This window comes from Neobacillus citreus (genome assembly GCF_018343545.2).
GTDB classification, from domain to species: Bacteria; Bacillota; Bacilli; order Bacillales; family Cytobacillaceae; genus Neobacillus; species Neobacillus citreus.
The window spans coordinates 91,520-104,459 of sequence record NZ_JAGYPE020000006.1 but is presented as its reverse complement, the minus strand read 5'-3'; the positions used below and the strand labels follow the sequence as shown (position 1 = coordinate 104,459).

The following is a 12,940-nucleotide window of genomic DNA, read 5'->3' as shown; positions in this document are numbered from 1 at the left end:
GAGGGTAAATTGCAATATTTGAATGGGGTATAACAAAACCGTATAGGCTTATTTAAGTACAGTCTTGTATATAACGCTATTAATTAAAGACGTTCGTTTTGGAGGTTTTATTTGTTGAATATTGAGAGTCTGCAGATGTTTTGTTTGGTCTTGGATGAGGGGAGTATCAGTCAAGCCGCCCGGTTAAGTTATGTGTCGCAGCCCGCGGTGACGAGACAGATTCATCAATTGGAGAATGATTATGGTGCTTTGCTATTTGACCGGACGGATGGAGCGATGAAGGTGACGGAAGCGGGAAAAGCGTTATATCCCTTTGCGAAGGCAATTGTACGTGATTACCGTAATTCCAAAGAAGCAGTGAAGCAGGCAGTGGGTGATTACAATAAAAATCTTGTGGTCGGTGCTTCATTTACTATTGGCGAGTATTTATTGCCAAGCTTGCTTGGGCGGTTTAAGAAGAAATGGCCTGAACTAAATGTAACGTTGATGATTAAAAACACACCTGGTATTTTGGAGGATCTGACTAATGATGTAATCGATATGGCATTGGTTGAAGGGCTTGTTGATAAGCAGGCGTTTTTAGTTGAAAAGTTTGCGGATGATGATCTGATTTTGGTCTGTGCTCCTAATCATGAATGGGGAGACGAGGTGCAAATTGAGGATATCGTCGATGAACAGATGATTTGGCGGGAAGCAGATTCGGGCACGCGGCAGATTGTGAAGAACTCGTTGGAGCAGTTTCATATTTTAGAAAAGATAGAGAGTTATATGGAATTAGGCAGTACACAAGCGATTAAGAGTGCTGTGAGTGCCGGGCTGGGAATAGCGATTTTGCCCAGAATTGCGGTTGCTGCTGAACTGAGGGTTGGGCTACTTCGGGAAGTTACGATTACCGATATGAAAATCATTCGAAACCTCTGGCTCGTCCGGAAAAATCAACGCTTTCACAAAAATAGTGTCACTCAATTTCTTGATTTTATCCGGATTTGAGTGCCTGGTATTTTTACATATGAACATGGGTGGAACATGGGGACGGTTCTTCTGCCTCACAAAGTGAGGCAAAAGAACCGTCCCCGTGCATCACGCAATAAAATACGAAACAACGGAAAGGATTACAGATGTAATCAGCATGGCGATCAGAGGCCGAGCTGCTTTGGTCCGGAGGTCTCGGAGGCTGACGTTTAAACCGAGACCAACCATAGCGGATGTCAAAATAAAGGTGGTTGCTGTTGAAACCCCATCCATAGCTGCCTTTGAAACAGGGATGGATTTGCCAAGGATATAGCTTCCGAACAAGCTCATCAAGATAAAGCCAATCAGAAACCATGGGAACTCAATTTTGGTATCCCCTGCATTTCCGGAACTGCGTTTTTTCATCCAATACATAAGAATAAAGCACAATGGAACGAGCAGGAGTACCCGGCCTAGTTTGGCGAGCAGGGCAATGGCCAGGCCATCTGGACCTGCAGGTGCCCCGGCTAAGGCAACATGGGCAATTTCGTGAAGGCTGATACCGCTCCAGATGCCATAATCAATGGCCGATAACGGGAGAATTGGTCTTAAGATCGTATAGGTTATTGAAAAAATCGTCCCAACCAACGCAATAATTCCTACCCCGATGGCCGTATCTTCGTCCTTTGCCTTGAGAATGGGCGAAACAGCGGCAATCGCGGCAGCCCCGCATACACCGGTACCCACACCAAGCAGAAGTACGAGTGAGGATTCTGCTTTTAGCAATTTTCCTAGCCATACGGTTAACAATATCGCAAAAGCAATGACACCGATATCACGGGCAATTAACCCCAGCCCTTGATGAATGACTACATCTATGTTTAACTTGAGCCCGTATAAAATAATCGCAAAACGTAAAAAGCGTTTGGCAGAAAATTGAATCCCCGCGCGTAGCACTTCCGGATAACCGAAAAATTGCCGGTAGATTACCGCAATCACAATTGCACAGGCAAGCGGTCCGACACGATCAAACCCTGGGACTTTTGCTAACGCAAAACCGAACGCTGCAATGACAATGGTAAAAGCAATTCCTCCCAGCCATAAATAAGCGGAAGGTTTTGTTTCCGGCTTTTTAAGAGGTTGTTCGTTCTGTTCGTCTTGAGGTAAAATTCTTGCACTTTGACTTCCCATTCCAATCACCTCAAATGATTTGATTTTGTAACTTAAGCATACTCGCGATTGGTGTATAAGAAAAATAATGATATATAATAGGGATGATAAGTAAATTTATATACATTGGTTATTTTTGAAAAAGGGGGCAGAGGATGGACCAGCATTTAGAGGTGTTTATGAAAGTGGTGGAGAAGGAGAATTTTTCAAAAGCGGCGGAGGAGCTGCATATGACCCAGCCGGCGGTTAGCCAGTATATTAGAACGCTAGAACAATCGATCGGCACAAGGCTTTTGGAAAGAAGTAATAAGTATGTCCGCCTCAATCAGGCGGGTGATATTGTTTATCACCATGCGAAAGAAATCATCGCCCTTTATACTAAAATGCAGTCCTTGGTCGATGATCTGACCAATAAGGCAAGCGGCCCAATTTCGATTGGGGCGAGCTATACGTTTGGCGAGTACATCCTGCCGCATATTATTGCGAAAATGAAGGAGCAATACCCCGACATTCACCCGTCGATTCGGATTCAAAATACAAAGGAAATCATTGAGCTGGTAAAAAAACATCAATTGGACATTGGCATCATTGAAGGATTTTATGAGGAAAATATCCTAAATTCAAAAGTGGTTTCTAAAGATCGAATGGTCATTGTTGCTTCACCTCGGCATCCTCTTTTAGGCGAAAAAGGGGAAATAAGTCTGGCCAACTTGGAGGAAGAAACATGGATTCTCAGGGAAGAGGGCTCTGGGACCAGAGAGGCTGCGGAAAACCTGTTTCGGAGGTACAAGTTCACCCCGAAAAAAGTCATGGAATTTGGCAGCACCCAACTCATCAAGGAATCGGTTGAAGCAGGACTTGGCATCAGTTTGTTATCCAGCTGGGCGATTAAGAAGGAGCTCACAAACGGCTACATCGGCACCCTTCGAGTAAAGGGACTCCCGTTTAAACGCAACTTCTCCATCCTAACCCACGCCACCTACCAAACAAAAGCATTGCAAACATTCATCGAAACACTAAAAACATACCTAGGCGACCCGAAAAAGAGTAGATTTTAGTGAAGCATGGGGACGGTTCTTCTGCCTCATTTTCGACTTTTTACGATATTAAACAAATGTATAGCATCTTATATATTTCAACTGTCTATGGAATGGGTTTGTTCTAAAGGACGAAAGGGGGAGTGGTTTTTTGTTGAAAATTCTACGTTATGTTTTATCTGGTGTAACTTTGCTTTTTGCTGTTTATGGACTAATCACAAATAATTTTGAGTTAAGTCATATAATGATGTTACTCTTAGGTCTAACCATGTTAGTGATGGGGTTGGAAGAATTTCAAAAAGAGCGAAAAGCAAAAGGATGGTTATTTGTTGTTGTTTTTTTATTTGCAATATATGTATCCATTCAGGGGTTTTTATTAAGCTAAAAGGGGATTGTCTCCAATAATCTTAAATTCGGTTTTGCTAATCTTTTTTCAGAAATTCTTGCTTTTGATAAAATACATTCCCTTTTTGAACAGTTTTAAAATACGACTGGAAAAGTATTCGGTCTTCTACAGCGGAGATCTGTCCCTGTGCTTCCCCCCCAAAAGTGATGCACGAGAACCGTCCCCATGCTTCACTTGACAGAATCTTTAACAAATAGTAATATTTAGTACGTGATTATAGTGATTAGGTGATTTCTTTCAATATAGAACTTTAGCATATGGTTAATAATGATCTATTGGCTTTTATGAAAAAGGAATTCTATAGAAGTAGAAATCAAAAATACTTAATGAATAATATACGATTAAGGTAGACTATTTAAAAGCCCGATTGGGAAGTTAAAGGTAAACCGGCAATCTTCAAAGTTTAATGGTTGTAGTATGACCATTAAGCTTAAAGTTTGCCGGTTTTTTTGTTTTTAAAAAACTAGAAGATTCATATTATCAAAATCTAAGAGGGAGAGAGCGAGGATGTCCAATTATCTGGAGCTAATTTCATTACCAACTGCATTTTTTATCATTCTAGCAGTTGCCATGGTAAGCGCCATTTTCCTGCTATGGGAAAAGGTCCCCGTACATTTTGTTCGATATCATATAGGCATCATTTCGTTGCCGCCAATCGTCGCCATGTGGGGGCTGTTTTCTAGCAAACACGATGGAAGTGTGCTGTATGGACCTTGGCGGTTCGATTCACTATCCTTGCTCCTTGCCCTTTTTGTCCTGACCATTGGTGTGATTGTGCAGCGCTACTCACTACGGTACTTATTCGGTGATCGTGCTTACCGAAAATATTTTACGCTGCTGACACTCACTACGTTTGCTGATACCCTTGTCTGGCTCAGCAATGATCTCCGTATTCTGTTGGTCTGCTGGGGTGTGACCCTTTTAGGCTTGACCCTGCTGATCAGATTAAATAAAGAGTGGCAGGTGGCCAGAAAAGCAGCTGCCTCCTCCGGCCGGATATTTTTACTCAGCTGGTTTATTCTGCTGCTAGCCGTTATCTGGATTTCACAAACGACAGGACACTGGCAGCTATCGGCTATTCTTGAAAAAAATAACCTTGCTCAACTTGCATCGTGGGAGAAGACCTGTATCAGCCTCCTATTGATTGTGGCAATGATCATTCCATCAGCGCAGTTTCCTTTCCAGCGCTGGCTGCTGGACTCAGTCGTGGCGCCGACGCCTGTTTCGGCTGTCATGCATGCCGGCATCGTCAATGCCGGCGGACTGATGTTTACCCGGTTTGCACCGCTCTTTAACGGCGGTGATACAGCCCAGCTAGTTCTGCTTGTTCTGTCCGGCATTTCCGTCCTGCTTGGGACCGGAATCATGCTAGTCCATGTCGACTATAAACGACAGTTGGTCGGCTCGACCATAGCCCAAATGGGATTCATGCTTGTTCAGTGTGCATTAGGCGCGTATTTGGCAGCGATTATTCATGCTGTCTTACATGGATTATTCAAAGCGAGCCTTTTCCTTCAGGCGGGTTCCGCTATCCAGCATCTGGAGACTCATTCCTTCAAAGGCCGTCCGTTTCCCGTTTTGTGGACGATCACCGGAGTGGTTTTAGGTCTCATTTTTTCAATTGGCTATTGGCTGAATTCCGGTGGAGAGGGTTATCACATCATCAGCACCCTCATTTTAGGCTGGTCCGTGATGTTTGCTTGGACCGGACTCGTTGCCTTTGGGTCAGGCCGGATTGGCAAAGTGGCAGGGCTGGTGTTCCTTGCCGGAGCGGTCATCATGTTCAAATTCATCCATACGCTCTTGGACAGTTTGTTACATGAAACGGTTCTGTCTGGTATGCAGCCACCCACACCAACGGTCATCTTGGCCCTGATTATCTTGCTGGGCGGCAGTGCTTATGGATTATGGCTCGTGCGCCATCGTTCCTCAACAGCATTTACGGTTATTTATCTGTGGCTTGTCCATTTGGGTGAGCCTCATAAAGATTTAGTAGAAAGTCATCCAAAATACTTGTCTTATAGGAGGTCATTCAGATGACACCGACATTAGCCAGAACATTAAGTTGGGAAAAGGAACAAGAAAATCTCAGTCTTGATATTCATGATTTAGTAAAATCAGCTAGCGAAGTCATCGCACCGCTAGGCCCAATCAGCAAGTTCGCGGCACGCAGCCCCTGGGCCGGCTTAGAACGGCTATCCTTTGAACAGACAGCACGCCGGTTTAAAGATGTTTCTGATATCGAGATCTTTCCCAATGCTTCTGTATTGAAATCGGCACGGGAACAAGGCGAAATTGATGTGAAATTTTTAAAAGAAGGGCTGCAGCAATGGCTTAAGCAGCACTCTTCTGGACTCCCGCTTAAAGTAGCAGAGGAGTTTTGCCGCTCAGCACTAACAAAGGATCTGCCGTCTTCTGATTTAACGGTCCAACCAGAAGTAAAAAGATTGGCAAAGAAACTTAGTGGCTTTAAGTATCAACTAAAAACAAGACAATCGGTAAAAACCCTTAGTCAGCGTTTCGAACAGATTGGCGGCGAGTCCGTGTTAAGGGATCTCAACCGCCATCTGATTAAGTGGTGTAAATTATTTTTGGATGAGTCCCAGGCTGTCTGGTCGATGCCAAATCGTGAGGAAGGTTTCTACCAGGCATGGCGACGAATGGCTTCCTTAGACCCGGCCTTAACGCTAGAGGAACGTAAGCAAATCAAAAATTTGCCGAAAGAAGCGGGCAATGCTTTAAATGAAGCCTTGTCCCATTTAGGAATCCACCCTTCAGAGTCGCAAGAATACTTGGAAGCTCATTTGCTGGCGCTACCAGGCTGGGCGGGAATGATGCTTTGGCGCTCGCAGCAACATCGTAACGAAAGTTCCTTGCTGATGGACTATTTGGCAGTAAGAATTTCCATGGAGCTAATCTTGATGAAGCCCCATCTTCCTTTGCCCACCCAAGGAACGGAAGAGGGCGTACTCCTGGAATCTCTAATTGCTGCCTGGCTTTATTGGGGGAACTTCTCCATCAAGGCATGGTCACAATTGCCTGCCGCAGAGCAAAAAGCCCGTTTGAACCTTGCTTGGCAATTTGATAACATTGTCCGCAACAGACTTTGGATGGAAGCTTGGGAAAAAACATATGAACAGCATTTGATGGAAAAAATCGCTGTGAAACAGCAGCCGGCCTCCATGCAAAAATCGCCTTCAGTGGCGCAATTTGTTTTTTGCATCGATGTAAGGTCAGAGCCTTTCCGCCGCCAACTCGAACGGACAGAAGGCTTTGAAACCTTTGGGGCAGCTGGATTTTTCGGCTTGCCGATTGAAACCTGCAAACTTGATAGCCATCATAGCCATCCTTCCTTGCCGGTATTGAATAAACCGCAATTCAAGGTAAAAGAATACTTGCCTGAATCGCAATACCAACCATTTCACGAGCGGCAGCAGGCAGTTAATTCACTGCAAGGTACCTTTAAAACCATGAAGCACAACCTGCTTGCTAGCATGTTACTGCCGGAGGTAAGCGGCCCGTGGCTTAGTATGCAGACGCTGACCCGTACTTTTTTACCAAGAAGGGCTGGACGCACGTTCAAGAAACTGCTTGACACCTGGTTCAGGAAACCGGATGTGAAGCTGACGCTTGACCGGATGGAGGACCCTGCTGAAACGGAGATTCCGGTTGGTTTTTCAGAAGAAGAGAAAGTGCAGTATGTGGAGCAGGCGTTGAAAACGATCGGGCTTACCGATCATTTCGCACCACTCGTGGTGATTTGCGGCCACGGAAGCCACAGCACCAATAATCCCTATGCTGCTTCGCTCGATTGCGGGGCGTGCGGCGGGACATCGAGCGCCTTTAATGCGCGGGTGCTGGCAGCGTTGTGCAACCTTCCGAATGTACGGCAGGCCCTCAAGGCAAGGGGGATTTCTATTCCGGAAGAGACCGTTTTCGCGGCGGCCGAGCATGTTACCACACTTGATGAGTTGCATTGGGTTTATCTTCCTCACCTTTCGGGCAAGGCTGAAGATGCGTATACCGGCATCGAAGCGGTCCTGCCAAAGGTGAGTGAGGAGGCTAACGCCGAGCGAATCCGGGAGTTGCCGAGTTTCAAAGACCGCTTGAAAAATCCGAAAGCGGAAGCGGAGCGGTTGGCAGAGGACTGGAGTGAGATCCGTCCGGAATGGGGGCTGGCAGGCAATGCCGCGTTTGTCATCGGAGAACGAAGCTTGACCGAGGCGTGCAATCTTGAGGGAAGAGTGTTTCTCCATAATTATAACTGGAAAAAGGATAAAAACGGTTCGCTGCTGAGCGGTATCATTGCTGGACCGGGAACGGTTTGTCAAATGATTAACCTGCAATATTACGCATCGGCCGTTGCGCCTCATTATTATGGCAGTGGAAATAAAGCGACCCAGACCGTGACGTCCGGAATCGGCGTGATGCAGGGGAACGCCAGCGATTTATTATCCGGACTCCCATGGCAGTCCGTGATGCAATCGGATGACACAGTCTATCATGCGCCTCTAAGGCTGCTGGTGGTAATCCAGGCACCAAAGGAATATGTGGAACGATTGTTGAATCAAGACTGGTCATTTTTTCAAAAAGTCCAAAACGGCTGGCTGCGGCTGGCGTCGATTGATCCGGAAGGAAACTGGAAAAGCTGGTCGTAACGCTGCTTCGGTGTAAAATATTTTTAGACAGCTTTGGTTATAAAGTAATATAGCTATTTATGGTAGAGAAGGGATAAAAGTCGATATGGAGAAATCAAAAGGCGCTATTGAAGCTGAAATTAGTAAAGCATTAACGCAATGGGAGAAAAGCTATCTTGGACGGGGTTCCCTTTCTGTTAAGACTGACATTTTACGGGATATGGTGATTGTTGTATTGAATGGCATCCTAACCCCTGCTGAATATGCCTTATGCAGAGATAAAGAGGGATTGTTATCTATAAAGACGACCCGAAATGGCTTGGTGGAATCAGGTCAAGAGGAGCTAAAGCAAATTATTTTCTCGATAACAGGTCAGGAACTCATCAGTTTCCATACCGACATCAGCACCCAAACCGGCGAACGGGTCATGGTTTTTAAACTATCAGGGAATTTGGAGAAAGAACCATCGTAACAAAGGATTTTGGCTGAATTCAATTCAAAAACGGGGTGAACGTAATGAATATGAACGAAAAGAAAAAAGTGCTGTTTGTGATTGGTATGGAGCAAAGTCCGGAAATTATCATAGAAAAGATGAGCAGTCTTGAGCCGAATAATATCTTAGTCTTGCAATCTTATGGACCCGCCATTGCACCCTTCAGTGATCTCATGCGGGACATCATCCTTGCTGTCTATCGGGAAAATGTTGAAGAAATCTTCGTTACCGTTCCAACAGCTAATCGAAAGAATGCTAGAGAAACACTTAAGAAAATATACGATAATAAAGAATTACAAGAGAAAATTAAAACATTAGATTACCTATTTAAAAATAGCATGCCTGAACACCCAAAGGGCAGCATAAGAGAATGGCTTGAGGGCAACGAATCCTCATCGTCAGCCAACAGTATCCAAAATAATGCTGATGTCATTCGAAACCATCCTCTAATGCCTTCAAATGTAAAAGTTACAGAATTAATTATCGAAACTAAAAACCTAGCAAAAGTGATGCATAGGGACGGTTCTCTTGCCTCAAATTATTGATGCATGGGGACGGTTCTCATGCATCATTTGGAGACTCTATTAACCCCCAAAAAAGGGCTGACTTCTTTTTGTAGTCAGCCCTTTCTTTCCAAGTTCATAATTCCATCCCATTTAATAAATCCCTTAATGCCCGCAGCTCCTCTTTTGAAAGTGTGACGCCTTTTCCCATTTTCATGGTCGGGAGTCTAATCCCGCAAATCGTACTTTGGTTCTTTTCCGTTCGAGTTGATGATATAGATCCTTGCTCCAGCGCTTGGGTAATTCAATAGTTTACTATGTGTATCTTCATGGGCAACAATAAACGGTTGATTTCTAAAAGAGGACTCGGGACAAATAACCAATATCCGTCCAAGAACCGTCCCCATGTTTCACTCTAGGTGGAATTTTTAGATATAATTTATCTAGGGCCCTTTTCCTATAGGGCAAGGACCCATTACATAAGTAGGTTGTACTTAATTGTATTGTAAAGGACTAAAAAGGAAAATGGCGGTGGTGTATAGTATGCTCAGTGAACTTAGCAAAAAAAAGGTTTTTATCGGAAGAAAAAACTATATCGATGAATTTATCGATTTCATAGAAATCAATAATGAGAATAATCCTGACATCAGCTCCACGAACTTGCATTTCTTTGGGGTAGGCGGAATTGGAAAGAGCTCATTAAGAAATCAGTTCTTGAAAATTCTTCAGGAAAGGGAAGAATTTATATGGTCGTTTATCGATTTTGAGATTCTCAAAATGAGGGATATGATTCCGTTCTTAAACAGTTTAACTGCAAATTTGCTAAAGCAATGTGATGGACTAAAATTCCCGTTATTTAATCTGGCTTATGAAGATTATTGCAATAAGACATCTCAACTTTCTAATTTAGGCAAACAGGTAGGTGTAACTTTTTCTGACCTTGCGGATTATGGGTTGGGGCAATTTAACCAAGCGCTCCCAGATATTAATCCTGTTAATGCTCTCCCTAAAGGGCTGCAGTTTCTGACTCAGGGAGGGAAGGTGGTCTCGGAATTCTTTTATAGAAGGAAAGATAAGCTTCATCTATCAGACTTGCTGAAAGAAATGAGCTACGAGGAAATCGAGGAAAGCCTACCATTATTGTGGGCAGATGATTTAAAAGCGTATCTAGAAAAATATGAATTTCGGACACCTGTTATTATACTTGATACCTTGGAGGTACACTCAGAAAACCAAGATTGGCTGATAAAATTAATCAGCTCCCTGCCACAAGTCAACTGGGTTACCTTTAGCCGAAAACCGTTTCCTTTTAATGAGGCGGGGATGGGAAAAATCATAGTTGTTCCATTCGAACTCGAAAATTTAAGTGAAGATGATTGTAATAAATTTTTTCAACAAAATCATATCATGCAGCCTGAAATTAGAAGCATGATTTTTCAAACGACGAAAGGTCATCCGTTTTATCTGGAATTAGCCACGGAAACATTCCACAATATAGGAAACCAGAGGACCCCTGCAGTGGAAGATTTTGAAGGGGACCTTCAAACGACGGTAGACCGATTTATAAATTATTTGAGTGAAGAAAGCAAAGAGCTCGTAGAAATTTTATCCGTTCCGCGATCTTGGACAGAAGATACTTTTCAATTCTTACTAAATAAATATCTAAAAAAGAGAAGGATTAGGAAACAGGCAAGTGACATTTTGAGGTATTCATTCATTACTTATAATCAGAATGAAGGACTTTACACTATGCATGATTTGATGCGGCGAGCATTGAGGTTACGTTTAGAAAAAGAGGATCCTGCATTACTAACAGATGTTCACGAAAGCTTGCTCATATATTTTCATCAAACGCTGGAAGATAGGATGAACAAGATAAACCCTGTAACCGATCTGGATTCTTTTTTAATAAAAGAAATATGTTACCATGGCATCTATTTAAACAAACTTTCCGAGCTTGTTGCGATAGCACAATCCCTGATCTTTTGGTCCATCGAACTTAAACTTGACCCTGGTGAAATGAAGCCTATTTCCTATTTAGGTAATGAATTGTTGAATAAACTGGATGAAAACACGAGGGAACAAATTCTTATAAAAATCGAATTAATAACGGCAATAAATTATGAATTGGCCTTCAGGGGTGAATTTTCTAAATTAGATATTTTTCTTCAAGAACATGAACGACTTAGAGAGAAACTGCAATTAGCGGAATCCTCAGAAGATGAAACAGGTTTATTTCATTACTACATGGTGAAGGCATACTTAAATGCTACGAGGGAAAAATTTGATGAAGCAGATGAATTTCATCGTAAAACCTTTGAGGCAAGTCTACCTTTTTATGGAATTGTTTTGTCGGTTAGAGTGTTGGTCATGCTGGGATTAAGCGACTTAGCTAGAGATGTTTTGGACAGGGTTCGGCCAAACTTTGAAAATGAATATGAAGAATATCCTCTCCGAAAGCAGTTAAGGACTGCACAGCTTTTGGGTGAATACAGTGATACTTTCGTAGAAAATGAGATTAATTATGACGAGGCCATTTATTATAAAACCCAAGCCTTGCAAATTTACGAAAACATCATTGGTCCGAAAAGAACTCCTACTATTTTGGAGTTACGCGATTTAGGGGATCTGTATTTTAAATCAGGCCAACTGGATGCGGCCATTCCTATCTATGAAAGGGTTCTGAAACTGCACCTGGAAAGTGAAGATAAAAGCACCTATCAAATTGCCAGGACACTCTTTGATCTAGGTAATGCCCATTGGAAGAAAAATACCGCTGCCGATGTAAGAAAAGCGAGGGAATATTTTGAACAAGGAATAAAGTTATTAGAGGAATTTGAAGGGGAATTAAGCATTAATGGCTTGCAGCTGTTAGCACTTCTCCATCAAGGGTTGGGTATTTATTATATGGAAATTCATGAGGATAAGCCGGCAAGAGCTTTAAGGCATTTAAAAAAATCTCTGAATGTATATGAGTTTGGCGATAATATCAAACTAATTAATAGCTATTATCATATCGGGAAGATCTATACAAACAACGGCGAATTTGAAAAGGGAGAGGAATGGTTATTAAAAGGAATCCATTCCGTTGTTGAAATTAAAGTGGACGGGGACCAAACGATGGTCTATTACACTCAGAGCGAAGAGGTTATAAGTTTTTTAATTTTCTCCCTTTTATTTTTAAATAATACTCTAACCAATCGTGAAAAGTTTGAAGAAGCTGAACCGATATTATCTTTACTTTTGGAAATTTCCAAGAATGCATCAAAAGACTATGAATATATCACCCCGCTTGTACATCGTCAATTGGCAACCATTAAAAATATGATGCACCAATTTGGTCAATCAGCTTTATATGCCAAAAAAACACTGGCTATCATAGCAGAAATGGATTCACAGGATAACGAGAAATATAGAGATTATATAATAGACTCTTTCATAAATCTGGCCATTGCAAACGAAAACCTTGGAGAATACACCGAAGCCAAAAAAGCATACGAGGAATTAATTCAATTCTTACAATCTTGTTATGGACCTTACCATGTCGAGACTATCATGTATATAGCACTGGCAATAGAATTTTTTAAAGCGGTAAAGTTCAAAAAAGATTACAACAAATATTATCAACAGTTCAGAAAAATAAAACGCAGCGCCCCCTTCTTAGTGAATTACGACATGCTCGAAAAAGGAGGCTGGCATTGGGCTGCGGAATTAAGAAACCGGTAGGGCATGGGTGAGGCATA

General features: G+C 42.7%; 9 protein-coding genes and 1 pseudogene. 8 read left to right on the top strand and 2 right to left on the bottom strand.

Going from position 1 to position 12,940, the window contains the following annotated elements:
• Positions 1-114 precede the first annotated feature (114 nt).
• Positions 115-990: a LysR family transcriptional regulator gene (locus KHB02_RS05710; protein ID WP_213143835.1), complete on the top strand. Its 876-nt coding sequence runs from the start codon at positions 115-117 to the stop codon at positions 988-990.
• Positions 991-1,080: 90 nt separating this feature from the next.
• Here KHB02_RS05710 and KHB02_RS05705 read toward each other — a convergent pair whose 3' ends face one another.
• Entirely contained in the window at positions 1,081-2,142 is a 1,062-nt protein-coding gene (locus KHB02_RS05705; RefSeq protein WP_213143836.1) for a YeiH family protein, read from the bottom strand.
• Positions 2,143-2,276: 134 nt separating this feature from the next.
• On the opposite strand from KHB02_RS05705, the gene KHB02_RS05700 reads away from it, so the two are divergent.
• From KHB02_RS05700 to KHB02_RS05675, 6 genes are all read left to right on the top strand, one after another.
• Positions 2,277-3,179: a LysR family transcriptional regulator gene (locus KHB02_RS05700; RefSeq protein WP_213143837.1), complete on the top strand. Its 903-nt coding sequence runs from the start codon at positions 2,277-2,279 to the stop codon at positions 3,177-3,179.
• A gap of 130 nt (positions 3,180-3,309) precedes the next feature.
• A complete protein-coding gene (locus tag KHB02_RS05695; RefSeq protein WP_213143838.1) occupies positions 3,310-3,543 on the top strand; it encodes a DUF3953 domain-containing protein in 234 nt (77 codons plus the stop codon).
• 528 nt (positions 3,544-4,071) lie between these two features.
• Positions 4,072-5,604 carry an NADH dehydrogenase subunit 5 gene (locus tag KHB02_RS05690; RefSeq protein WP_213143839.1) on the top strand — a complete coding sequence of 511 codons (1,533 nt, stop codon included), beginning with the start codon at positions 4,072-4,074 and terminating at the stop codon, positions 5,602-5,604.
• A complete protein-coding gene (locus KHB02_RS05685) occupies positions 5,601-8,222 on the top strand; it encodes a DUF2309 domain-containing protein (RefSeq protein WP_213143840.1) in 2,622 nt (873 codons plus the stop codon). Before KHB02_RS05690 ends, KHB02_RS05685 begins: the two co-directional genes overlap by 4 nt.
• Before the next feature lie 85 nt (positions 8,223-8,307).
• Positions 8,308-8,673, top strand: coding sequence for a Na-translocating system protein MpsC family protein (locus KHB02_RS05680; RefSeq protein WP_213143841.1), 366 nt, complete (start codon positions 8,308-8,310; stop codon positions 8,671-8,673).
• Positions 8,674-8,717: 44 nt separating this feature from the next.
• Positions 8,718-9,239, top strand: a complete 522-nt coding sequence (locus tag KHB02_RS05675; RefSeq protein ID WP_213143842.1) for a carbonic anhydrase — start codon at positions 8,718-8,720, stop codon at positions 9,237-9,239.
• A 94-nt stretch (positions 9,240-9,333) separates the two neighbouring features.
• Here KHB02_RS05675 and KHB02_RS30005 read toward each other — a convergent pair.
• Positions 9,334-9,506 (bottom strand): annotated as a pseudogene (locus KHB02_RS30005) (YdbC family protein).
• 234 nt (positions 9,507-9,740) lie between these two features.
• On the opposite strand from KHB02_RS30005, the gene KHB02_RS05670 reads away from it, so the two are divergent.
• The gene (locus KHB02_RS05670; RefSeq protein ID WP_213143843.1) at positions 9,741-12,923 is read left to right on the top strand and encodes a tetratricopeptide repeat protein; all 3,183 of its coding nucleotides are present in this window, start codon (positions 9,741-9,743) and stop codon (positions 12,921-12,923) included.
• Positions 12,924-12,940: the final 17 nt, after the last annotated feature.

Coding starts and splice junctions, on each gene's coding strand:
- KHB02_RS05705 (WP_213143836.1), bottom strand. CDS start 2,142: ATGGGAAGTCAAAGTGCAAGAATTTTACCTCAAGACGAACAGAACGAA.
- KHB02_RS05700 (WP_213143837.1), top strand. CDS start 2,277: ATGGACCAGCATTTAGAGGTGTTTATGAAAGTGGTGGAGAAGGAGAAT.
- KHB02_RS05690 (WP_213143839.1), top strand. CDS start 4,072: ATGTCCAATTATCTGGAGCTAATTTCATTACCAACTGCATTTTTTATC.
- KHB02_RS05685 (WP_213143840.1), top strand. CDS start 5,601: ATGACACCGACATTAGCCAGAACATTAAGTTGGGAAAAGGAACAAGAA.
- KHB02_RS05680 (WP_213143841.1), top strand. CDS start 8,308: ATGGAGAAATCAAAAGGCGCTATTGAAGCTGAAATTAGTAAAGCATTA.
- KHB02_RS05675 (WP_213143842.1), top strand. CDS start 8,718: ATGAATATGAACGAAAAGAAAAAAGTGCTGTTTGTGATTGGTATGGAG.
- KHB02_RS05670 (WP_213143843.1), top strand. CDS start 9,741: ATGCTCAGTGAACTTAGCAAAAAAAAGGTTTTTATCGGAAGAAAAAAC.